A 22,925-nucleotide genomic window follows, 5' to 3' on the forward strand; every position below is an offset into this window, starting at 1 on the left:
AATACTGCAAAACAAAATGTGGGAGGGGGCTTGCCCCGATGGCGGTGTCTCAGCTCCAGATGAGCTGACTGACACACTGCTATCGGGGGCAAGCCCCCTCTCACATTCGGTCCAGTTCTATGCCAGACCCACGTCCGTGGTCGGGACAATCAATATGCCCGCCCGCAAACCATTCTTGACCTTCGGGTTGGGGAAGATGATGCGCGCACCCTCCTCCTCGATTACCCAACGGGTCTTGGCCACGTCTTCGGCCAGCAGATAACCCTTTTTCAACTCAGAAAAGTTTTCCACATCCGCCGGCAAGTGCAGCAGGAACGCATCGCTGTGCTTGATCACTTCCCGCGACACGGCAAACAGTTTCAACCCATCCAGGCTGTCGGTCGCAGGCTCGGTGCCTTCGATGATCTGCGTCAGGCGCGATTCCAGGCGTGAAACGTCCACCCCCTGGTTCTGCCCGAACGGCCGCGCCTTGCCCAATTCCAGGGTGAAAGCCTCGGCGTCCAGTTGCTCGTAGGTGAAGGCCGTGAAGGTGATCGAGGTTTTGTTCTGCAACAGCACCGCTTCCATGCCCGCCGCACGCAAACGTTCCAGCTCGCGACGCGAATGCTGGCGCCCGTCTTTCCACGGGTACAGTGCGAACTGCTCGATTTTGGAGCCACGGATGGCGGTGTGCAGGTCGTAATGCAGGCGCGTGCGCTCGGGTTTGCTGAAAAAACTGCGCGCCAGTTGTTCCAGCTCTGCGGCACGCATGGCTTCGGGGCCGATGTTTTTTTCGTGACGGCCGTTGAACAGCCGATTGATGTCCAGTTCCAGGTAACGCTCGCCGCGGCGCATGGCCTCGGGGTTGCCGAACAGGAACAGAATACGGGTGCGGGGCTTGATGTCCCCACGGGCGATGCCATGCAACAGGCGGTCGAGCATCTCGATCGGCGCGGTTTCGTTGCCATGGATGCCGGACGACAGCAGCAGGTCGCTGCCATTGTCCCTTGTCTCGGGAGGTCGCACTTCCAATGCGCCCTCGCTGAGCCAGCGCATCTGCACGCCGTCGACAGTCAGTTGAATTTTTTGCGCCGGTTCGCGACCGGCGAGGGTCAGTTCAAGCAGTTTGCCGAGGGCGAGCATACGCAAGCTTCCTTAGTGGTTGCAGCCAGGACCGTGGACGTGATCGTCATCATCGCCGTCAACGTCGGCCGGTTCCATTTCCAGTTGCAGGCTCATCAGGTTGGTGGCCAACGGGCGCATCAGCAGGTTGGCGTATTCGGCGTCGCCTTCCTCCACGTCCACACCGATCAGCAGTTGGCCGCGGCCGTCGTGCTGAATCCAGATTTCCTTGCCCTGCCACACCACGGCGACGCGGGTGCAGGAGGTTTCCAGCTGGGTGCCGTCGGTGTCTTCAAGGATCAGTTTCAGGGTGTCGGTCATAAAATGCTCTCAGCCGTGCGGCGTTAATTGATCTGGAAAGGATAAACCGCGCCCAGTTTAAGGATTTGCGTCAGTTCATCCAGTGCCGTCCGGCACTCAAGCAGCAATTGCGGGTCAGCCAGGTCGGTTTCGCGCAGGCTGTCGCGATAGTGCTTGTGGACCCATTGGGTCAGCGTGTCGTACAACGGCGCGGTCATGATAACCCCTGGGTTTACCGCCGCCAGTTCGGTTTCGTTCAGCGCCACGCGCAGGCGCAGGCACGCCGGGCCACCGCCGTTCTGCATGCTTTGCTTGAGGTCGAAGACCTTCACTTCACGGATCAACCCACCCGAGGCGGTCAGGCCCTGCAGGTACTGCCAGACACGTTCATTGGCGCGGCACTCTTCCGGCACGATCAGCAGCATCGAGCCGTCGGCGCGAGTCAGCAACTGGCTGTTGAACAGGTAGGAACGCACCGCGTCCTCGACGCTCACCAGGGCGCGCGGTACACACACCGACTGGAAATTGCCGCCCAGCTTGCCCAGCTTGGCCTGCAGTTCGCCGAGCATCTGCTCGGTATTGAGAAACGCATCCTCGTGGTAGAACAGCACTTCGCCGTTGCCCACCGCGATCACATCGTTGTGGAACACGCCGGCATCGATCACCGCCGGGCTCTGCTGGGCGTAGACCACGCCGTCATCCTTCAGGCCATGCAGACGGGCGACGGCCTGGGAAGCTTCCAGGGTCTGACGCGCCGGGTACTTCTGCGGTGCCGGGTAGCGGGTGTCGAACGCACTGCGGCCGAACACGAAAAACTCCACACCGGCCTCGCCGTAGTCACGGCAGAAACGCGTGTGGTTGGCGGCGCCCTCGTCGCCGAACTGCGCCACTGCCGGCAACGCGGCGTGGTGGGCGAAGTGCCGCGGGTTGGCAAACATGGCCCCCAGCACGCGACTGGTGGTCGGGTGCTCGATGCTACGGTGGTATTTGCAGTTGAGGTTGGCGGCGGTGAAATGCACGCGGCCGTCGGCGGTGTCGGCGCTGGGGCTGACGGTGGCGGCGTTGGCCACCCACATGCTCGATGCCGAACAACTGGCAACCAGCAACGGCATGGCCTGCTTGGCCGCCTGCTGGATCACCTGAGCATCGCTGCCGCTGAAGCCGAGGTTGCGCAGCGCGGCCACGTCGGGACGTTCCTGGGGAGCCAGCACGCCTTGCACGAAGCCCATGTCCATCAGGGCCTTCATTTTTTGCAGGCCCTGCAACGCCGCTTCCTTCGGGTTCGAAGACTGCTGGCTGTTGCTCTGGGACGCGACGTTGCCGTAGGACAACCCGCCGTAGTTATGGGTCGGCCCCACTAGACCGTCAAAATTGACTTCATAGGATTTCATCGGCGAGGCTCCACGAACATCTGTTTTTATAGGCATCAAAAGTCTTCAACACATCCCCTCCCACCTCTAGATGAGGGTAATGCCAGGGGTCAGTGTCGCGGGCACCACCAGGCTTGGGGTTTCCAGCGATGCCACCGGGTACGCGCAATAATCCGCCGCGTAATACGCACTGGCGCGATGATTGCCCGAGGCCCCTACTCCACCAAATGGCGCGGTGCTGGCGGCGCCGGTCAACTGTTTGTTCCAGTTGACGATACCGGCGCGGCTTTCCAGCCAGAATTGCTGGTAGCGCGCTTCGGAATCGGACAACAAGCCTGCGGCCAGGCCGTACTGGGTGTTGTTGGCTTCGGCAATCGCCGCTTCGAAGTCGTGGTAACGGATCACCTGCAGCAGCGGGCCGAACAGCTCTTCGTCTTCGCGTTCGGTCACGCCGGTCACATCGATGATACCCGGCGTCAGCAACGCTGCCTGGTCCTGGGGCTGGGTCATTTCCAGCAGCGCCACGGCGCCATTGGCCAGCATCAGCTCCTGGGCGTCCATCAAGGCTTTGGCGGCGGCGAGGGAAATCACCGAGCCCATGAACGGCGCCGGTTGCTGATCGAACGCGCCGACTTCAATGGTCGAACTGACTGCCACCAACCGCGCCAGCAACGCATCGCCCCAGGCGCCTTGCGGCACCAGCAGACGACGGGCGCAGGTACAACGCTGGCCGGCCGAGATAAATGCCGACTGGATGATGGTGTAGACCGCCGCGTCCACGTCGGCCACTTCGTCCACCACCAGCGGGTTGTTGCCGCCCATTTCCAGGGCCAGGATTTTGTCCGGGCGCCCTGAGAATTGCTGGTGCAGATGGTTGCCGGTACGGCTGGAACCGGTGAAGAACAGGCCGTCGATGCCTGGATTGGCCGCCAAGGCGATTCCGGTTTCCCGCGCGCCTTGCAGCAGGTTCAGTACGCCTGCCGGCAGGCCGGCTTCGATCCAGCATTGCACGGTCAGCTCGGCGACCTTCGGGGTCAGCTCGCTGGGTTTGAACAGCACCGTGTTGCCCGCCAGCAACGCCGGCACGATATGCCCGTTGGGCAAGTGACCGGGGAAGTTATACGGGCCGAACACCGCGACCACGCCGTGAGGCTTATGGCGCAGCACAGCGGTGGCGTCGCCCAGCGGGCCGCTCTTCTCACCGGTGCGTTCGCGGTAGCTTTGCACGGAGATGGCGATCTTGTTCGCCATGCTGGTGACTTCAGTCGCCGCTTCCCACAGCGGCTTGCCGGTTTCCTCACCGATGCAGCGGGCGATTTCATCGGCGCGGCGCTTGAGCGTGGCGGCGAAAGCGTCCAGCACCGCGATGCGTTCTTCCAGGCTGCGCCGAGCCCAGCTCGGGAACGCCTGACGCGCGGCCTGTACGGCGGACTCGACCTGCTCGGCGGTGGCGCCGTTGCCGGCCCACAGCACGTGCTGAGTCACCGGGTTGCGCGATTCAAACAGTTCACCCTGGCCGGCCAGCCAGCTACCTGCGATATACAACGAATTCATTACTTCGACTCCCGAGCAGCGGACAACGGTACGGCACGCACCTGATCACCGACCACCAGTTGCAGACGCTTGGCGGTCAACGGGTCGACCACCAGCGTGCCGGCGGCCAGGCGCGCCGGTGCGGCGGTAATGCGGCAATCTTCGCGTTTGCGGTTATGAATCAGGAACGGCGTGGCGTCGTCCCCCGGCGTACCGATGGCCAACACCAGCGACTGGCTGTCGCGCACCGCACGGATCTTGCTGGTTTCGCATTCCACCGCCGGGCCGGCGTCGAAAATGTCGACATAGCCCTGGTAGCTGAAGCCTTCGCTCTTGAGCATGCTCAGCGCCGGTTCGGTGTCGGGGTGGACCTTGCCGATCACGCTGCGCGCGTCTTCGGACAAAAAGCAGCTGTACAGCGGAAACTTCGGCATCAGCTCGGCGATAAACGCCTTGTTGCCCACGCCCGTGAGGTAGTCGGCCTGGCTGAATTCCATTTTAAAGAAATGCCGGCCCAGGCTCTCCCAGAACGGCGAACGCCCGGCCTCGTTGGACACGCCGCGCATCTCGGCAATGATCTTGTTGCCGAACAGTTGCGCGAACTCCGCGATAAACAACAGGCGCGCCTTGGCCAGCATGCGGCCGTTGAGGCCGTTGCGGTAATCGGCGTGCAGGAACAACGAGCATAATTCGGAATTGCCGGTGAGGTCGTTGGCCAGAAACAGCGTCGGGATCTCGCGGTAGATGTTCAATTCCTGGGACGCGCTGACGGTCAGGCCCACCCGGAAGTTGTACCAGGGCTCACGCAGGCCGACGGCACCGGCAATCGCGGAAATACCGACCACGCGGCCCTCGTCGTTTTCCAGCACGAACAGGTAGTCGGCATCGCCGCGACCGGCCTCGCCGCGAAAGGTTTTCTCCGCCCAGCCCACGCGGTGGGTCAGGCGCTCTTCGTTGGCCGGCAGGGTGGTCAGGCCGGTGCCGGTGCTGCGCGCCAGATCAATCAGGGCCGGTAAATCGCTGCTGCGTACGGGACGAACGATCATGCTATCTCCTCAGACGGGCCGCTCTTGGCCACCCGCGAAACTCTGCGTTTAAACCGCGACCAGGCGCACACTGGCGCCCTCGCCGACGCCCAGGGCTTCAGCCGCGGCCAGGTCCAGGGTTACCGGCTTGCCAGGCGCGTAATCCAGCTCCAGCATCACCGCACGGTAATCCTGCAGCTGCGCGTTGCTGACCAGGTACTGGCGGCCGACGCCCTTGACCATCTCGCCGATCTTCACCGGCACCACGCGGCTCTGGGCAATCGAACGGATGCCCGAGACCCGCGCATGCAGCGTCGGGCCGCCGTCGAAGATGTCGATGTAATGATCGGTCTCGAAGCCTTCGCGCATCAGGATGTCGAAAGTGATCTGCGCGCGCGGGTGCACCTGGCCCATCGCCTCCTGGGCTGCGTCCGGCAGCAGCGGCACGTAGATCGGGTAATGCGGCATCAGCTCGGCGAGGAAGGTGCGGCTCTTGAGCCCGCACAGGCGCTCGGCGGCGGCATAGTTGAGGTCGAAGAAGTTGCGGCCGATGGCGTCCCAGAACGGCGAGTCACCGTTCTCGTCGCTGTAGCCGACAATCTCGGTGACCACCGAATCGGCAAAGCGCTCCGGATGGCTGGCGACAAACAACAGGCGCCCGCGGGAATTGAGTTCCGACCACGGCGAGCCGACCAGTTCCGGCACCACGTAGAAACTGGTGAGCAGGCTGTTGCCGGTCAGGTCGTGGCACTGGGAAAGCACGTGAATCTTGTTGTGGATCTTCAGCTCGCGGGAGGCGTGCACGAAGGTCTCGTTGCGAAAACTGTAGAACGGCTCGGAATAACCGGCCGAGGCGACGATGGCCGAGCAACCGGCGAGCTTGCCGGTCTCGGTGTCTTCGAGCACGAAGAAATAGCTCTCTTCGCCGTTGAAACTCACCTCGGCCGCGAAAGACGCTTCGCTGGCGGCGATCTTGTCGCTCAGGCGTTCCACATCGTCCGGCAAGGAGGTGACACCAATCGGGCTGTCCGCAGCCAGACGCTGTACCTCGCCCAGATCAGCCATTTGCGCGGGGCGCATCACCAGCATGGTGTCACTCCTTAACTCGAAAATTCACAGAAAAAAATACCGAACAGGTCAGGAACACCACATAGCTTCAAGTGGGCATATTCCAGTGTGGGAGGGGGCTTGCCCCCGATAGCAGTCTGTCAGTTGATACATCTGTGACTGATACACCGCCATCGGGGGCAAGCCCCCTCCCACATTTGATCCAGTCCGACAGACAGATGTGTATCAGGCTTGGGTCAGCGTCTTTACCGCACGCTCGAAACGATCCAGGCCTTCGTTGATGTCTGCTTCGTCCACCACCAGGCTCGGGGCGAAACGCACCACGTCCGGGCCGGCTTGCAGGATCATCAGGTTTTCTTTCTCGGCCGCGTTGAATACGTCCTTGGCCTTGCCCTTGAATGCATCGCTCAATACGCAACCGATCAGCAGGCCCATGCCGCGTACTTCGGTGAACAGGCCGTACTGCTTGCCGATCTGCTCCAGGCGCGCTTTAAACAGTGCGTGCTTGGCTTTCACGCCCGCCAGCACCTCCGGGGTGTTGATCACATCGATCACCGCTTCAGCCACCGCACACGCCAGCGGGTTGCCGCCGTAAGTGGTGCCGTGGGTGCCGACCACCAGGTGCTTGGCCAGCGCTTCGGTGGTGAGCATCGCCGCGATCGGGAAACCGCCACCCAGGCTCTTGGCGCTGGTGAGGATGTCCGGGGTCACGCCGTAATGCTGGTAGGCGAACAGGTGGCCGCTGCGGCCCATGCCGGTCTGCACTTCGTCGAACACCAGCAGCGCGTTGTTCGCGTCGCACAGCTCGCGGGCGCCTTGCAGGTAAGCCAGTTCGGCCGGCAGCACGCCGCCTTCGCCCTGGATCGGTTCCAATACAACGGCGCAGGTTTTATCCGACACGGCTGCTTTCAGCGCTTCCAGGTCGTTATAAGGAACGTGGGTGATGCCGGTGATTTTAGGCCCGAAACCATCGGAGTACTTGGACTGCCCACCGACGTTGACGGTGAACAGGGTACGGCCGTGGAAGCTGTTGAGCGCGGCAATGATCTCGTATTTTTCGCTGCCGAAGCGGTCGAACGCCACGCGGCGGGCCAGCTTGAAGGCGGCCTCGTTGGCCTCGGCGCCGGAGTTGCAGAAGAACACGCGCTCGGCAAAGGTGGCGTCGATCAGCTTATGCGCCAGGCGCAGGGCCGGCTCGTTGGTGAACACGTTGGAGACATGCCACAACTTGTTGGCCTGTTCGGTCAACGCGCCGACCAACGCCGGGTGGGCATGGCCCAATACGTTGACCGCGATGCCGCCGGCAAAGTCGATCAGCTCGCGACCGGCCTGGTCCCATACACGTGAACCTGCGCCACGCACGGGAATGAACGCGGCAGGTGCGTAGTTGGGAACCATGACCTGGTCGAAATCGGCACGTTGCACCGGGGCTTGCTCAACGGACATCGGAGTCTCCTGAAGAGGAACGCCTGCCTGGAACTGGCGGGCGATGCAGGGATTGTAAGGACAGTTTTCGGCGCGGCCTTGCCGCCAAGCGACAACTTCTTATAGCGCCAACCCGCGATTTTCGTGGGTTTACGCCAATGCGACAAATAGCGTCGCAATGGCGCAGTTTAAACCGTGTAAAGCCGCAGAGGCAGGCCAAGGCGGATTGTTTTAATCCGGACAAGCCGCGCAACTATCTAACACCGCCCCTATGTCACCCTCTGGCTTGCTAGGCCTTCATTTACCACATGAAGGCGCCAGCCGATGCCCGTGCAACCCGACCCAACCGCCCCGCTCGATTTACTTCCCACCTATCGCGACCTTCACCACGACCTACTGGCGAAGGCCATTCCCGCCTGGCTGGGCAACGCGTCCGATGCTCGCCGGGCAGCCCTCAAGGCTGTCACCCCGCGCATCGAGCCCTGGCATGCGAATGCCACCGCCGAGCAACATGACGCGCTCAAGCCGCTGATCGGCGAAGCGTGGGCCGCGCAAAACCAAGTGGACCGGGTGATGACCAGCCTCAAATCCCCCCAAGACTTCGGCGCACCGATTCTGCAACAAGCCCTCAAGCAGCGCTTCGGTGTCGAGCGTGATGTGCGCAGCACCTACCTTCGGCTCTATATCCCCGCCACCATTCCCTGGCTCAAGGTCAAGTCCGGTGCCGCGCGTACCTGGACGGTGTCGCTGCTGGAAGCGGCGTTGCACAACTTCGAAGAATCGGAAACCCGAGAAGGCGCGTACGAAGAAGCGTCCACCTTCATCACCCGCCCCGGTGCCGATGGCCATTTCGAAAGCCTGCCCGGCGTCGCCACCCGCATCAGCGTACCCGCCTTCACCCAGCTATGCCGCGAGCTGGATATCGGCCGCCAGTACAGCGCCTACCTCGAGCAGTACCTGGGGGTGCAGGATGCGGCGGCCAAGGCGGCCCTGCAGCTCAAGCTCAGGCAGAGCCACCAGTCGGCCTTGAAGGTCGCCTTGCAGATGGCACGGATGAAGGGCGACATCCCGCAAGCCAGTGTTGATCCCCTCGCGCGCCTGTTCAATGGCCAGGACTGCACTTCGCTGCTGCGTCACGACTTGAGCCTGCTGTCCACCCCGCTCACCGGCATCGTGCTGTTTGCCGCAGACCTTGAACGCAGTCAAACCGTGGTGCCCGTAGTGGCCTACATTCCCGGCGACCCGGAACACCCGCTCAAGTACTACCCCTCCACCGCCCACTTCATGCAGGAACTGACGATCAAACTGCGCCATCCCAAGTACCAGCGCTTTTTCAGCCATTTTGTCGGCCATGAGGAACAGGGCCGTTTTTTCACCCTGCTGGACACGCGCCTCAGCGAAGTCACCTGGCATCCACACACCCAGGGGGACGCACGCCCCAGCTGGCGCGAAACACCGACAGCCGCTCCTGACCTGCAAGCGGTCTCCACCCCTTTCGGCGAAGACCTGTTCGAGCACCTCTACCACAGCCACTTGAATAAGCTGCTCAACGATGCGCGGAGCATGGCGATCGCTACCGCCAGCGTCGACCAGCAGGCGCGCTGGCGGCGTTGGGACCTGCTGGGTAAGATCAGTTCGGCCTTGCTGCAGGTCGTCGCCTTCATCGCCGCGCCTTTCGTGCCGCCACTGGGGCTGTTGATGCTCGGCTACACCGCCTACCAATTGCTCGATGAGACCTTCGAGGGCATTGTCGACTGGGCCGAAGGCGTCAAGGACCAAGCCTTCGAACACCTGATGTCGGTGCTTGAACAACTGGTGCAACTGGGCCTGTTCGCCACCGGCCTGCCCATCGCCGAAAGTTTGCTGCGCCAGGCGCTGCCCGCGCACGTGTGGGCATTTTTTGACACGCTCACACCGGTCATGCGCAAGGATGGCTCCTCCAGGCTGTGGAATGCGGACCTGGCACCCTATGCCCACGACCTGTCGCTGCCCGCCGACGCCATGCCCGATGCCAAGGGCCTGTATCGCCACGCCGGCAAAGACGTCCTGCCCCTGGCCGGCCAGCACTACGCCGTAGCGACGGACCCTGTAACCGGGCACTATCGCCTGCAACATCCTTCACGCCCCGATGCCTACCGTCCGCGCCTGTACACCAATGACCGCGGTGCCTGGGTCACCGAACTGGACTACCCGCTGGCGTGGGACCGCCCGACCCTGTTGCGCCGGCTCGGCCATCAGGTCGATGCCCTGAGCGATGCCCAACTGGAGCAGGTTCGCCACATCAGCGGGGTCGATGACGATGCGCTGCGCGCGCACTACCTGAACCGGCAGCCGCCGCCGGCACTCTTGGCCGACAGCCTCAGGCGCTTCAAGATCGACCACGACCTGCACACCTTCGCCGCTCAACTGCGCAGCGACGATCCGGCCGTATATAGTCACGCCGATGCCCAGACCCAGCTGTTCCTGCTGACCCGTTACGGCCTGTGGCCCAAGACCAAAACCCTGCGTTTTCTCGACCGCCACGGCACCGTTGCCTGGGAAGTCGTCGGCAACCCGGATGCCGCCGTGGTGCAGATACCCGAGGAACAGTTAACGAACGGCGACCTGTTGAAAACCCTGCTGCAGGCACTGGACGAACCTGAACGTAAACAGTTGCTGGAGGAAGAGTTCGGCTTGCCGCCGATCTCCCTGGAGGCACGAGCCGGGACCCTCAGGGCTCGATTGGCCGACCTGGCCCAGGACAAACATGCGGCGCTGTTCGAGTCGCGTTACCACAGCCTGGAACACACCACCGACGCTGGGTTGCAAAGTCTTATCAACGCAGAGCGCGGCCTGCCTCTGAGCGCCGCCGAAGCGCTGCTGCATCACGCCAGCACCAGCGAACTGCGTGAGCTGAACCAGGGCAATATCCCGCAATCCCTTCAACAGCGGGCACGCGCCGCCTTGCATCAGGTACGCGTGGCTCGCGCCTATGAAGGGCTGTATCGGGAGTCGCTGGCTTCGCTGGACACCCACCGCCTGGCCCTGCATTCATTGCAGCGCCTGCCGGGTTGGTCGAGTGACGTGCGTATCGAGGTCAGGGACTACAGTGCCAGCGGCCCGCTGCGCGACAGCATTGGAAGCGCCAGCGCCCCTATCCACCGAACCTTGATCCGCCACGAAACCGGAGGCTATACACCGACCACGCTCACCGATGAGCTGTTCGGGGTCACCGACCTGTACACCGCCGTCCTGCAGGCCCTGCCCGACACCCAACGCGACGCACTGGGCCTGCACATCGGCCAAGGCCCGCAGCTCAGGCAGGCAATGGCCGAACACGCACTGGAACACCGCCAACTCAGCCCGTTACTGGCGGCCGATCCCCTTCTCAAGCCCAGCCATGACCCCAGTACCATGCGCCTGCTCGGCGGCATGGAGGGTTATCGAGCGGCACCCGCGCACCAGCCCGGCACCGTGCCAAGCATCCAGGCGCAGTTGCAACAGCTCTATCCCCGCCTCTCTCAAGAACGCATCAATGCGCTGGTCATCACCCTGCAGCGCCTACCCGGTGGACCCTCGAGCGCGGTGGCGGCACTGAGAGTCGAATACGCGCAACTGGACAATGACCTGGATATCTGGGAAAGCAATACACCTCAGCGGTCCACCACCGGAGAACGCCTGAGGCATCAGGATTACACGTATGCAAGGCGCAATCGCCGCCTTTGGGCCGATGAAATCCGGCGCGCCTGGCGCCACGAAACCACGGTCGACGACTACTATGAGCCGATCACCCGCAACGGCCTGCGCCTGCTGCTCAGCGCCCCCATCGAAGGCGAGCTGCCACAACTGACCGCACGCTTGCCTCACGTGACACTCCTGGAACTGCAAGGCAGCGAGCGCCCGGTCGCGCACCTCGACGCCTTCCTGGCGCTGTTTCCAAACCTGCGCCTGCTGGCGGTGCGCGACATGCCGCTGAACGCACTTCCCGCCGCCACACCGGGCATGCCGCACCTCAATGAACTGATTCTGAGCAACTGTTCGATCACCTTGAATGCCCGGAGCGCGCAAACGCTGTCGGCCATGACGCGCCTCAGAAGCCTGGATCTCTACAACAACCCGTTGGGCATCACGCCCGATGTGACGAACATGCCGCAGCTGAGCTTTCTGGACCTCAACCACACAGGTATCACCGAAGTACCGCCAGGCCTGGCGAATCGCCCGCGACTGGAAGCCGCGATCCTGTCGAACAACCGCATCAGCGCGTTGCCCGCCGAGCTGTTCACCTTGCCGGCGGCTGTCAGCGAACACTTCGACCTGGCGAACAACCCATTCACCCCGACGACCCTGGAACAGGTGAAAATCTACTTCCAACGCACCGGCATCCACTGGGAAGCCACGCCACACGCCTTGGACGTCGCCCGGGTTAAAGCGCTTTATCCGTCCTTCAATGACAGTGAAGTGCGCAGTTTTATCTTTGGCCTGCACGGCACTTTGGAAATGGGGCGAATAGAACTGACACGCCTTGAGCAGGAGTACACAGCCCTGCAGACAGAGTTGACCCAATGGGCCACGCAAGCGCCACGTCCGCAGGACATCCAGACGCGCCAGACCTTCAAGGCATTGCTTGAAGCCTGCTGGCGCAAGGAGTCGGCGTTGGACGAGCGCAGTACCAGCATCGTACCGACCTACGCACTGCGTGTTCCCTCGCCGCTTGCCGGTGACCTGCCGGCGCTGGGCGTGCTTTTCCGCGAGGTTTCATCGCTTGAGCTGCAAGGTAACGCCAGCCCACTGCAAGTGGCGCAGTTCCTTAAAGCGTTTCCTCAACTGACCAGCCTGCGGGTGGAAAACGCCTTGCTCGGTGCCATTCCACCCACGGTCTTCGAGCTGCCCTACCTGGTCTCGCTGCAGCTGCCACGCTGCGGCGTGCGCCTGTCGGCCGGCGAGGAACAAGGCCTTATCGGCCTGTACTACCTTGAGCACCTGGACCTCAGTCACAACCCGCTCACCCACCTACCCGATTTCGAACGTCTGCCCAGGTTGTTCAGGCTATCGCTGCAAAACACCGGCATGACCGAGCTCCCCGCCAGCCTGCTGGTGCCCACGGGACGCCGTGAAATCAACCTGAGCCACAACCGGATCAGCCAGTTGCCCGAGGATTTGTTCGCACTGCCTGCGTCGGCCACCAGAGCCTTCAACCTATCGGGCAACCCGCTGTCGCGCCAGGCATTGCAGCACATCAAAACCTACAGCCAGGCCCAGGGCGAGCATCTGCAAGCCGATGCGCCAGCCAACGAGCGCGCGCGGGTATCAGTGCTTTACCCAACATTCTCTTCGGCGGAGGCCAACCGTTTTGTGTTCAACCTGCCAGGCGATATGGACGCCGTACCTCGAGCACTCGACAGCCTGGAAGCCGAGTACCGCCAGCTCTGCGCAGATTTGCAGACGTGGGCACTGGATGTCCCGGCACCCGAGCCCACGCAAGGCGCCCGGATGGATGAGCAGCTCCAGGCCCAGGAGCAGATCAACCGCCTGATGTTCAAAGAGTTGCTGGAACAGGGCTGGCGCCGCGAGAGTCCGTTGGATGAACTCAATGGCGGCGAGCCACCCACTCACGAGCTGACGTTTGAGACACCGCTGCGTGGCGCACTACCGAGGTTGAACGCGCGTTTCGAACACATCTCTCGACTGGACCTGAGCACGGGCGACATCACCACCGACATCGACGGGTTGCTCGCAGGCTTCCCCCAACTCAAAAGCCTGTCGGTGTTCCGTTACGCCCTGAGCAAGCTGCCTTCCTCGATATTCGACATACCCAGCCTGACCTCCCTGAGCCTTCAGGAATGCCGGATTATCCTGACTGAGGAAACCGCCGGCGCGCTGGCGGCGATGACGCAACTGGAGTACCTGGACCTGAGCGAGAACCCACTGGGCCTGCCGATTGACGTGAGCCAGCTGTCCAACCTGCAGTCGCTGTATATGCAGGACGTCGGGCTCACCGAGTTTCCCAGTGGCGTATTTGGCCTGCATCACCTGACCACATTGGACGTCAGCGACAACGCCATCGTAGAGGTGCCCGCCGACATCCTCGAACGGCAACTGCCCTTCGATGAAGAGTCTGACTTCAGTGGGAACTCGTTTTCGCCTGCCAGCATCGAGCGTTTAAGAACCTATTTCTTGCAGACCGGCAATGACCTGGGAGTCGCGGATGCGGCCCACGATGATGCAGGCGCCCCTCTGGCGCCGCCGACACCACCGGAGCCCGTGGAGGAGTAACCCGTCAGCCGCGCTCGGCCGGCACCGACGACAACTCGAATGGGCTGCTGCTGCGGCGCTGGTTGCGGTCTTCACGGGGGGTGGCGCCGAAGAAATTGCGGTAGGCGCTGGAGAAGTGCGGCCCCGAAGAGAAGCCGCAGGACAGGCCGATCTGGATGATCGACTTGCTGGTTTGCATGAGCATCTGGCGCGCCTTGTTCAGGCGCAGTTCCAGGTAGTACTGGCTGGGGACGCGATTGAGGTATTGCTTGAAGATGCGTTCCAGTTGTCGTCGCGACACGCACACGTGCTGGGCGATTTCGTCGGTGGTCAGCGGCTCTTCGATGTTGGCTTCCATCAGCAGCACTGCCTGGGTCAGCTTCGGATGGCTGGAGCCCAGGCGGTTTTGCAAGGGGATACGCTGGCGCTCGCCGCCTTCGCGGATGCGCTCGACCACCAGTTCTTCGGATACCGCGCCGGCCAATTCGGCGCCGTGGTCACGGGCCAGCACCGCCAGCAGCAGGTCGAGCACCGACATGCCGCCGCAGGCGGTCAGGCGGTCGCGGTCCCAATCGAACAGATGGCTGGTGGCGATGACCTTGGGGAAGCGCTCGGCAAAGTCGTCCTGCCAGCGCCAGTGCACAGCGGCACGGTAACCGTCGAGCAGACCGAGCTGGGCCAACGGATAGACGCCGGCCGACAACCCGCCGATCACACACCCGGCGCGCACCAATTGCTTGAGCGCGCTGCTCAGTTGAGAGGCGATGACGGTGGGCGGCTCGTCGGCCAGCAGGAACAGTTTCTGAAAGCCTTCGAGCTTGCCGGCCCACGGCTCGCCCGGCAGTTGCCAGGCACCTTCGGCGGCAGGTTCGGCGAGCAGAAACGACAGCTCGTAGACCACTTCCGGATGCACCCGCTGGGCCACGCGCAAGGCCTCCTCAGCCAGCGCAAGCGTGAGTGCTTTTGTGCTGGGCCAGATCAGGAAACCAATTTTGTGGGCGGTCATGGAAGGCTATCCGAAGCAGAAACAGTGAAAGAAGCCGTGGGCCAATGCTAGCCCGTAAATGAACACAAATCTCAAAAACGATGAACATCCAATGTGGGCGGGGGCTTGCCCCCTCCCACATAAAGCAGCGCTCACACGGAGTGGCTACTTCAAGCTGCCGGACAGGAACTGCTGCAACCGCTCCGATTGTGGATTCACCAGCACTTCACGCGGGTTGCCGCGTTCTTCGACGATGCCTTTGTGCAAAAACACCAGCTGGTTGGACACTTCACGAGCAAAGCCCATTTCGTGGGTCACCACCACCATGGTGCGGCCTTCCAGGGCCAGGTCCTGCATCACCTTGAGCACTTCGCCCACCAGCTCAGGGTCGAGGGCCGAGGTGGGTTCGTCGAACAGCATCACCTCCGGTTCCATCGCCAGGGCACGGGCAATCGCCACGCGCTGCTGCTCGCCGCCGGACATATGGCCGGGGAACGCATCCTTGCGATGGCCCACGCCGACCTTGGCCAGGTAGTGCTCGGCCTTTTCACGGGCGTCTTTTTTCGACATGCCCAGCACATGCACCGGTGCTTCCATCACGTTTTCCAACGCGGTCATGTGCGACCACAGGTTGAAATGCTGGAACACCATGGACAGGCGCGAACGCATGCGTTGCAGCTGCTTGGGATCGGCCGCCTTCATGGCGCCGTCCTTGTTGGCCACCAGTTTCAGCTCTTCGTTATTGAGCAGGATCTTGCCGGCGTGGGGTTGCTCCAGCAGGTTGATGCAGCGCAAAAAGGTACTTTTGCCCGAACCGCTGGAACCGATGATGCTGATCACATCACCGGCGGCGGCGGCCAGGGACACGCCTTTGAGCACTTCATGACTGCCATAGCGTTTATGCAGGTCTTGGACTTCAAGCTTGTACATGCGGTCGGTTCTCACAAAAACAGGTGGTCAGTCGTTGAGCAAGCGCCCGTGTCGCAGCGCTTCGCGCCCCGCCACCTTGGCCAGCCAGAAACCCGCTTGGGCATAACGTAGCCGTTCAACGGCAAACAGCACCCCCGAGGTGCCCGCGCAGATAATGCTCACGCGGTCGGTCAGGGGATCAATCACTTCAAAAATCGGTTCGCCTTTGTCGACCCAGTCCCCGGCCTTGCGCAGGTAACTGATCACCCCGGCGTGGGGCGCGAACAGCAACTCGGTGCCTTCGAACGGCACGCCTTCGCACGGTTCGTGTTGCGGCGCCGGCCACTCGCCTTTGATCAGGCCCTGCTCGGCGAGGAAGGCGAGGATGCCTTCGGCATGGAAGATCGCTTCGTCGCGACCGGTGTCGGCCTGACCACCCAGCTCCAGCGTCGTCGCCAGGCACGCCAACGGGATCTGCGCCTCGGGGAATGCCCGCGACAAGCGCAACCACGGCAGCGAACAGGCCTCATCGAACGAACTGCCGCCGGAGTCTTCCGCGAGCAGGCCGACCTTCACATTCAGGTGCGCCGAGAGCGAACGCCACTGCGGCCAGTGCTGGGGCAACGCGTACATGTGCAGCGCGGCTTCGGCGTCGCAGTGCAGGTCGAGCACGATATCGGCGATGCACGCATGCTTGAGCAATACGCGCTGCATGCCTTGCAACTGGCTGCTCGGCTCGGGCAGTGCGTCCAACGCCTGGCTCATCGCCTGGCGAATCAGGCGCACATTGGCGTGAGGGTCATCCCCCAGCTTGCCGGAGAGCAGCTCGGCCACTGGCTCGCTCAATTCAACGAAGTCGCGGTTGAAATTCTTGCCGCTGCCCACTTCGAAACGGCCCTGGTGGCTGCCTTGCAGCAGCTGCCCAAGGCCCATCGGGTTGGCCACCGGCACCAGCTCGATCACGCCGTTGAGGGCGCCTTGCCGTTCCAGTTCGATCAGACGCTTTTTCAGCTCCCAGGCGGCGCGCATGCCGGGCAGCTCATCGGCGTGCAGGCTGGCCTGGATATACGCCTTGCGCTCGCCGCTGCCGAAACGGAACACACTCAGCTGGCGCTCGCAGCCCAGGTGGCCCCAGGGCAACAGGTGGTCGATACGTTCCATATCAGTGCTTCCGTGGAGCCAGGTAGCTCAGCCAGCGGCGCTCGGCCAACTTGAACAGGCGCACCAGGATGAAGGTCAGGCACAGGTAGAACACGCCGGCGGTGATATACGCTTCGAACGGCAGGTAATACTGCGCGTTGACGGTACGGGCCGCGCCGGTGATGTCGATCAACGTGACGATGGAGGCCAGGCTGGTGGTCTGCAGCATCATGATCACTTCGTTGCTGTACTGCGGCAGCGCGCGGCGCAGGGCCGACGGCAGCAGGATGCGGCGGTACAGCTTGTAGCGCGACATGCCCATGGCCTTGGCCGCTTCGATCTCGCCGTTCGGAGTGGCCCTGAGGCTACCGGCAATGATTTCGGCGGTGTAGGCGCTGGTGTTGATCGCAAAGGCCAGGCACGCGCAGAACGTCGCGCTGGACAGCCACGGCCACAGGAAGCTCTCGCGCACCGCTTCGAATTGCGCCAGGCCGTAGTAGATCAGAAACAGCTGCACCAGCATCGGCGTGCCGCGGATCACGTAGGTGTAGAGCCAGGCCGCGCCGTTGACCAGCGGCTGTTTGGACACCCGCATCAAGCCCAGGGGCACCGCCACGAGCAGGCCGAAGAACAGCGAGATCGCCAGCAGTTTCAGGGTGGTCGCCAGGCCGCCGAGGTACAGCGGCATGGCCTCCCAGATGACGTTGTAGTCGAAGATCATAGATCAGCCGCCCTTACGCCTACCGAGTAGCGCTTTTCAAGGTAACGCAAGGCCAGCAACGACACGCTGGTGATCACCAGGTACATCGCCGCCACTGCGAGGAAGAAGGTGAAAGGCTCGCGGGTGGCGTCGGCCGCCTGCTTGGCCTTGAACATCATGTCTTGCAGGCCCACTACCGAGATCAGCGCGGTGGCCTTGGTCAGTACCAGCCAGTTATTGGTGAAGCCGGGGATCGCCAGGCGGATCATCTGCGGCACCATCACCCGGAAAAACACCTGGAAGCTGCTCATGCCATACGCAAGGCCGGCTTCGGCCTGGCCCTTGGGGATGGCCATGAAGGCGCCGCGGAAGGTTTCCGACAGGTAGGCGCCAAAGATGAAACCCAGGGTGCCGATGCCGGCGGCCAAGGGGTTCAAGTCGATATAGTCGTCAAAGCCCAGCAGCGGCGCGACGCGATTGAGCAGGTCCTGACCGCCGTAGAAAATCAGCAGGATCAGCACCAGGTCGGGGATCCCGCGGATCACCGTGGAGTACAAGTCACCCAGCCAGGCCAACCAGCGCACCGGCGACAGGCGCAACGCGACCCCGATCAGACCCAGAACAATGGCCAAGGCCATGGACGACAAGGCGAGCTGAAGCGTCAACCATGCGCCATCGAGGATGACGGCCCCGTAGCCTTTCAACATGATTCAGGTCCTCGAAAAGGGGAGATGAAAAAATGGCGCAAACCGCAGGAATTCTGTTGCTTGCGCCATTCTGGACAGACAGCCGCGACGATTTACTTGGCGTCGGCGCCGTAGATATCGAAGTCGAAGTACTTGTCCTGGATTTTCTTGTACTCGCCGTTGGCACGGATAGCAGCGATCGCAGCGTTGATGCGGTCCAGGTTTTCCTTGTCGCCTTTGCGTACCGCGATGCCTACGCCGTCGCCGAAGTATTTCACGTCGGTAAATGCCGGGCCTTCAAACGCGAAGCCTTTGCCGGCGTCGGTCTTCAGGAAACCGTCCTGCAGCAGGGTGGCGTCAGCCACGGTGCCGTCCAGACGACCGGCGGCCACGTCCAGGTAGATTTCGTTCTGGGTGCCGTAAGGAACCACGGTGGCGCCTTTAGGGGCCAGCACTTCCTTGGCGAAACGATCATGGATCGAACCGCGCTGCACACCGATCTTCTTGCCTTTCAACTCATCCAGGCTGTCGCTGACGGTCGTGCCTTCCTTCAACACCAGGCGCGCCGGGGTCAGGTAGTAGCGGTTGGTGAAGTCGACGGACTTCTTGCGGTCGTCGGTGATGGACATGGACGACAGGATCGCATCGATCTTGCGCACTTTCAGCGCGGGGATCAGACCGTCGAATTCCTGCTCGACCCAGGTGCATTTAACGTCCATCTGCTTGCACAGGGCGTTGCCGATGTCGTAGTCGAAACCGACGATGCTGCCATCCGGCGCTTTCGATGCGAACGGAGGGTAGGCTGCTTCGATACCAATTTTCAGCGGCTTGCCTTCAGCGAAAGCCTGCATGGACAGCACGGACAGCGCCAGGGCGCCCAACAGCACGAGTTTCTTCATCTTGGGACTCCATCGGTATAGGGCAGAAACAGCAGTATGAGCCAGGGCCCACGATGCGATTGAGTAAAACCGAATAGCGGTGCTGCGTCCTGCGCCGGTGGCTACCTGCGACGACGAGCGAGTGATCGGCATTCTAACGACAGGCCGGAAGCCGATATTTCCTCAATGCGACAACAATTTACAGAAGCACCGAGAAAGCGGTTCCAGCTCATTGACAGCCTCTGAAATTTATGCAGAGACAAAAGATATTAAACCTGTTGATGCTGCAAATTGCGGGCCTATTATTCGCAAACCCTTCTAGCACGGCAAGTCTGGCGTTTAATCTTATTTCAAAGGGTGTCTAAAACGCGGTTTTTCGCGGCATGAGCGTAGCGCTTTGCCTCATGCCTGGGCAGGAGGTTACACATTTGCACCGCTCGGTAACATTCAGAAACCTCCTACGGGAAAAACCGATATTTATTGGTTTCTACCTTGATCGTTCCCACGCTCCGCGTGGGAATGCAGCCCAGGACGCTCCGCGCCCGCTCTACTTGGATGTCCACCGTTTTTAAGCAACGACAAAAAAGCCCCACTCGGCCTACGCCGAATGGGGCTGTTTGCCACCTACCCCGCCTTACGCGACGTTCATGGTCTTGTGCGTTTCAATCAAATGCGCCACCACACCCGGGTCAGCCAGGGTAGAGATATCCCCCAGCCCGTCATATTCGGCCGTGGCAATCTTGCGCAGGATACGACGCATGATCTTGCCCGAACGCGTCTTCGGCAGGCCCGGCGCCCACTGGATCACGTCCGGCGAAGCAATCGGCCCGATCTCTTTGCGCACCCAGTTTTTCAGCTCCAGGCGCAGCGCTTCGGTCGGTTCTTCGCCACCATTCAAGGTGACGTAGACATAAATGCCCTGGCCCTTGATGTCGTGCGGCACACCCACCACCGCCGCTTCGGCGACTTTAGGGTGCGCAACCATGGCGCTTTCGATCTCGGCGGTGCCCATGCGGTGGCCGGACACGTTCAACACGTCATCCACGCGCCCGGTGATCCAGTAGTAGCCATCCTCGTCACGACGCGCACCGTCACCGGTGAAGTACATGCCACGGAAGGTCTTGAAGTAGGTGTCGACGAAACGGTCATGGTCGCCGTACAGCGTACGCGCCTGGCCCGGCCACGAATCGAGGATCACCAGGTTGCCTTCGGCGGCGCCTTCGATCAGGTTGCCGAGGTTATCCACCAACGCCGGCACCACACCAAAGAACGGCCGCGCCGCCGAGCCCGGCTTGAGCGCGTGGGCGCCGGGCAGCGGGCTCATCATGTTGCCGCCGGTTTCGGTCTGCCACCAGGTGTCGACAATCGGGCAACGGGACTGGCCGACGTTCTTGTAGTACCAGTCCCAGGCTTCCGGGTTGATCGGCTCGCCCACCGAACCGAGCAGGCGCAGGCTGCTGCCGTCGGCGCCTTCGCAGGCGGCGGTGCCCGAGGCCATCATCGCGCGGATCGCGGTCGGTGCGGTGTAGAGGATATTGACCTTGTGCTTGTCGACGATCTTGGCCACCCGGGTGATGTCCGGGTAGTTCGGCACGCCTTCGAACAACAGCGTGGTCGCGCCATTGGCCAGCGGGCCGTAAACGATATAGGTGTGGCCGGTGACCCAGCCGACGTCGGCGGTGCACCAGTAGATTTCGCCCGGGCGGTAGTCGAACACGCGCTCATGGGTCAGGGCCGCGTACAACAGGTAACCGCCGGTGGTGTGCTGCACGCCTTTAGGCTTGCCGGTGGAACCGGAGGTGTAGAGGATGAACAGCGCTTCTTCGGCGCCCATCTCTTTGGGCGCACACACGGTGCCCGCCACTTTCATCAGGTCTTCGTACCAGATGTCGCGATGCTGGTTCCACTTGATCTGGCCATTGGTGCGCTTGCACACGATGACCTTCTGGATGCTGCTGGTTTCCGGGTTGGTCAGGGCATCGTCGACATTGGCCTTGAGCGGAATTTTCTTACCGGCGCGGATACCTTCGTCGGCGGTGATCACCACTTTCGACTTACAGTCGATAATACGACCGGCCAGGGCCTCCGGCGAAAAACCACCGAATACCACCGAATGAATTGCACCGATACGCGCGCACGCCAGCATGGCGACCACGGCCTCGGGAATCATCGGCATATAGATAGTCACCACGTCACCACGGTGCACGTCCTGGCCACGCAGGGCGTTGGCGAACTTGCAGACTTCTTCGTGCAGCTCGCGGTAGGTGATGGTGCGGCTTTCGGCAGGGTCATCGCCCTCCCAGATGATCGCCGCCTGGTCGCCGCGCTCGGCGAGGTGACGGTCCAGGCAGTTGTAGGAAACGTTCAGGGTGCCATCGGCAAACCACTTGATGTCGACGTGGTGATCGTCGAACGACGTCTGCTTCACCGTGGTGAAAGGCTTGATCCAGTCGAGACGCTTGGCTTGCTCGCGCCAGAAACCATCGGGGTTGACCACCGACTGCTGGTACATGGCCTTGTAGGTCGCCTCGTCGGTCAGCGTGTTGGCTGCTACTTCGGGGCGAACGGGGTACAGGGAAGCCGCACTCATCTTTCTTACCTCGGTGACAATAGTTGTTTTTGTATGGCCCCTGTTGTAGCCGGGGTGAGCCTATAGAACCATTCGACGATGGTAGTAACAAGACCCTACAAATTGCCCTGCTATGCCCTTACGCCGCTCTGGCCCGCTGCCTGCGCGGCTTTGCGCGCAGATGGAAAAAACCTGATTCGGCGATTGTTACAAAAACCGCCAAAAGTGTTTATCAAAAGCACGGGTATATGAATATAACCCGCAGGCCTAGAATCACTTCCGCCAACCAAGGCACCGTGATTAACACCGTAACAGCCCCCACGAAGGCAACGTTAATCCGAACTTCCCAACTTTCAAGTTACACACGCGGCCTCACAAGGGCCCCGTGACCCCTTTCGCCCTGAAGAAGGTAGATACAGTAATGAAAGCTTTACTAGTTATGGCCCTCAGCAGCCTGTGCGCCACCGCCGCCCTGGCCGACGAGGCCCCGACTGAACTGGCCGGCCAGAATGCACCGATTGTTGAGGATTACACCTACAGCACCAAGCTGGACGTAGCCAAAGTGTTGTCCATGAGCAACATCCCGGAAGTCTGCGAAGTTGTACCGGTAAAAATGGAATATGAAGATTCCCAAGGTCAGCGTCACATTCTTAATTATCACGTGATGGGTAATGGTTGCTCTAACGGATAACAACTTCGTTAGTTGGAACAGGCCCGGGTCTTATTCGCCGCAAGAAATCGTTCTTGCGGCAAAGAACCGACGCCTGGCAAAGCACGCGGTACATGTGGGAATGGGGTTGCCCCCGATAGCGGTCGTCACTCAGCCCCTCCCCTCCCTTCCTCTCTTCAAAAAGCCCTACCCTACCCCCCACAATAAATGGTTCTTCACGGATTGCCGGGAAAGACGCTCTTGATCTTCATGAAAAAGAATTCGCTGTCCCGGTAACCGTACGCCATTCGTTTGATGACCTTTATTCGATTGTTTATTCCTTCCAACTGACCGGT

17 protein-coding genes are annotated in these 22,925 nt (G+C 61.7%); 2 read left to right on the forward strand and 15 right to left on the reverse strand.

Features of this window, described 5'->3' with window-relative positions; genetic code table 11:
* Positions 1-117 precede the first annotated feature (117 nt).
* From astE to G7025_RS22115, 7 genes are all read right to left on the reverse strand, one after another.
* The gene (astE, locus tag G7025_RS22085) at positions 118-1,122 is read right to left on the reverse strand and encodes a succinylglutamate desuccinylase (protein WP_181081201.1); all 1,005 of its coding nucleotides are present in this window, start codon (positions 1,120-1,122) and stop codon (positions 118-120) included.
* 12 nt (positions 1,123-1,134) lie between these two features.
* Positions 1,135-1,422: a topoisomerase II gene (locus G7025_RS22090; protein WP_181081202.1), complete on the reverse strand. Its 288-nt coding sequence runs from the start codon at positions 1,420-1,422 to the stop codon at positions 1,135-1,137.
* 23 nt (positions 1,423-1,445) lie between these two features.
* Complete coding sequence (astB, locus tag G7025_RS22095; protein WP_181081203.1) at positions 1,446-2,792, reverse strand: N-succinylarginine dihydrolase; 1,347 nt, start codon at positions 2,790-2,792, stop codon at positions 1,446-1,448.
* Between the two features lie 66 nt (positions 2,793-2,858).
* Entirely contained in the window at positions 2,859-4,325 is a 1,467-nt protein-coding gene (gene astD / locus G7025_RS22100; RefSeq protein WP_181081204.1) for a succinylglutamate-semialdehyde dehydrogenase, read from the reverse strand.
* Complete coding sequence (astA, locus tag G7025_RS22105; RefSeq protein WP_181081205.1) at positions 4,325-5,350, reverse strand: arginine N-succinyltransferase; 1,026 nt, start codon at positions 5,348-5,350, stop codon at positions 4,325-4,327. The genes astD and astA overlap by 1 nt, the downstream gene beginning before the upstream one ends.
* A gap of 48 nt (positions 5,351-5,398) precedes the next feature.
* Positions 5,399-6,418, reverse strand: coding sequence for an arginine/ornithine succinyltransferase subunit alpha (gene aruF / locus G7025_RS22110; protein WP_181081206.1), 1,020 nt, complete (start codon positions 6,416-6,418; stop codon positions 5,399-5,401).
* Positions 6,419-6,622: 204 nt separating this feature from the next.
* Complete coding sequence (locus G7025_RS22115; protein ID WP_181081207.1) at positions 6,623-7,843, reverse strand: aspartate aminotransferase family protein; 1,221 nt, start codon at positions 7,841-7,843, stop codon at positions 6,623-6,625.
* Positions 7,844-8,146: 303 nt separating this feature from the next.
* Here G7025_RS22115 and G7025_RS22120 point away from each other — a divergent pair, with 303 nt between their 5' ends.
* Positions 8,147-14,074, forward strand: coding sequence for a dermonecrotic toxin domain-containing protein (locus tag G7025_RS22120; RefSeq protein ID WP_181081208.1), 5,928 nt, complete (start codon positions 8,147-8,149; stop codon positions 14,072-14,074).
* Between the two features lie 4 nt (positions 14,075-14,078).
* Here G7025_RS22120 and argR read toward each other — a convergent pair whose 3' ends face one another.
* The 7 genes from argR to acs form a co-directional block, all read right to left on the reverse strand.
* The gene (gene argR / locus G7025_RS22125) at positions 14,079-15,059 is read right to left on the reverse strand and encodes a transcriptional regulator ArgR (protein ID WP_181081209.1); all 981 of its coding nucleotides are present in this window, start codon (positions 15,057-15,059) and stop codon (positions 14,079-14,081) included.
* Between the two features lie 144 nt (positions 15,060-15,203).
* On the reverse strand, positions 15,204-15,968 hold the full coding sequence (locus G7025_RS22130; protein ID WP_124368064.1) for an ABC transporter ATP-binding protein: 765 nt from the start codon (positions 15,966-15,968) through the stop codon (positions 15,204-15,206).
* Positions 15,969-15,995: 27 nt separating this feature from the next.
* Positions 15,996-17,108, reverse strand: a complete 1,113-nt coding sequence (locus G7025_RS22135; RefSeq protein ID WP_181081210.1) for a succinylglutamate desuccinylase/aspartoacylase family protein — start codon at positions 17,106-17,108, stop codon at positions 15,996-15,998.
* A 1-nt stretch (position 17,109) separates the two neighbouring features.
* A complete protein-coding gene (locus G7025_RS22140) occupies positions 17,110-17,808 on the reverse strand; it encodes an ABC transporter permease (protein ID WP_181081211.1) in 699 nt (232 codons plus the stop codon).
* On the reverse strand, positions 17,805-18,494 hold the full coding sequence (locus tag G7025_RS22145) for an ABC transporter permease (RefSeq protein ID WP_003193627.1): 690 nt from the start codon (positions 18,492-18,494) through the stop codon (positions 17,805-17,807). The genes G7025_RS22140 and G7025_RS22145 overlap by 4 nt, the downstream gene beginning before the upstream one ends.
* Positions 18,495-18,586: 92 nt before the next feature.
* Positions 18,587-19,372 carry an ABC transporter substrate-binding protein gene (locus G7025_RS22150; RefSeq protein WP_181081212.1) on the reverse strand — a complete coding sequence of 262 codons (786 nt, stop codon included), beginning with the start codon at positions 19,370-19,372 and terminating at the stop codon, positions 18,587-18,589.
* 613 nt (positions 19,373-19,985) lie between these two features.
* The gene (acs, locus tag G7025_RS22155) at positions 19,986-21,941 is read right to left on the reverse strand and encodes an acetate--CoA ligase (RefSeq protein ID WP_181081213.1); all 1,956 of its coding nucleotides are present in this window, start codon (positions 21,939-21,941) and stop codon (positions 19,986-19,988) included.
* 400 nt (positions 21,942-22,341) lie between these two features.
* Here acs and G7025_RS22160 point away from each other — a divergent pair, with 400 nt between their 5' ends.
* Positions 22,342-22,611, forward strand: a complete 270-nt coding sequence (locus G7025_RS22160) for a DUF2790 domain-containing protein (RefSeq protein WP_181081214.1) — start codon at positions 22,342-22,344, stop codon at positions 22,609-22,611.
* A 194-nt stretch (positions 22,612-22,805) separates the two neighbouring features.
* Here the strand turns inward: G7025_RS22160 and G7025_RS22165 are convergent.
* Positions 22,806-22,925: transposase (locus G7025_RS22165; protein WP_141228961.1), on the reverse strand; the 120-nt coding region annotated here is incomplete at its 5' end.

Source organism: Pseudomonas lurida, assembly GCF_013522705.1.
In the GTDB taxonomy this organism is placed as follows: domain Bacteria; phylum Pseudomonadota; class Gammaproteobacteria; order Pseudomonadales; family Pseudomonadaceae; genus Aquipseudomonas; species Aquipseudomonas quebecensis.

Excerpts from the sequence above, each read along its gene's own strand:
- astE (WP_181081201.1), bottom strand. The coding sequence starts at position 1,122 with ATGCTCGCCCTCGGCAAACTGCTTGAACTGACCCTCGCCGGTCGCGAA.
- G7025_RS22090 (WP_181081202.1), bottom strand. The coding sequence starts at position 1,422 with ATGACCGACACCCTGAAACTGATCCTTGAAGACACCGACGGCACCCAG.
- astB (WP_181081203.1), bottom strand. The coding sequence starts at position 2,792 with ATGAAATCCTATGAAGTCAATTTTGACGGTCTAGTGGGGCCGACCCAT.
- astD (WP_181081204.1), bottom strand. The coding sequence starts at position 4,325 with ATGAATTCGTTGTATATCGCAGGTAGCTGGCTGGCCGGCCAGGGTGAA.
- astA (WP_181081205.1), bottom strand. The coding sequence starts at position 5,350 with ATGATCGTTCGTCCCGTACGCAGCAGCGATTTACCGGCCCTGATTGAT.
- aruF (WP_181081206.1), bottom strand. The coding sequence starts at position 6,418 with ATGCTGGTGATGCGCCCCGCGCAAATGGCTGATCTGGGCGAGGTACAG.
- G7025_RS22115 (WP_181081207.1), bottom strand. The coding sequence starts at position 7,843 with ATGTCCGTTGAGCAAGCCCCGGTGCAACGTGCCGATTTCGACCAGGTC.
- G7025_RS22120 (WP_181081208.1), top strand. The coding sequence starts at position 8,147 with ATGCCCGTGCAACCCGACCCAACCGCCCCGCTCGATTTACTTCCCACC.
- argR (WP_181081209.1), bottom strand. The coding sequence starts at position 15,059 with ATGACCGCCCACAAAATTGGTTTCCTGATCTGGCCCAGCACAAAAGCA.
- G7025_RS22130 (WP_124368064.1), bottom strand. The coding sequence starts at position 15,968 with ATGTACAAGCTTGAAGTCCAAGACCTGCATAAACGCTATGGCAGTCAT.
- G7025_RS22135 (WP_181081210.1), bottom strand. The coding sequence starts at position 17,108 with ATGGAACGTATCGACCACCTGTTGCCCTGGGGCCACCTGGGCTGCGAG.
- G7025_RS22140 (WP_181081211.1), bottom strand. The coding sequence starts at position 17,808 with ATGATCTTCGACTACAACGTCATCTGGGAGGCCATGCCGCTGTACCTC.
- G7025_RS22145 (WP_003193627.1), bottom strand. The coding sequence starts at position 18,494 with ATGTTGAAAGGCTACGGGGCCGTCATCCTCGATGGCGCATGGTTGACG.
- G7025_RS22150 (WP_181081212.1), bottom strand. The coding sequence starts at position 19,372 with ATGAAGAAACTCGTGCTGTTGGGCGCCCTGGCGCTGTCCGTGCTGTCC.
- acs (WP_181081213.1), bottom strand. The coding sequence starts at position 21,941 with ATGAGTGCGGCTTCCCTGTACCCCGTTCGCCCCGAAGTAGCAGCCAAC.
- G7025_RS22160 (WP_181081214.1), top strand. The coding sequence starts at position 22,342 with ATGAAAGCTTTACTAGTTATGGCCCTCAGCAGCCTGTGCGCCACCGCC.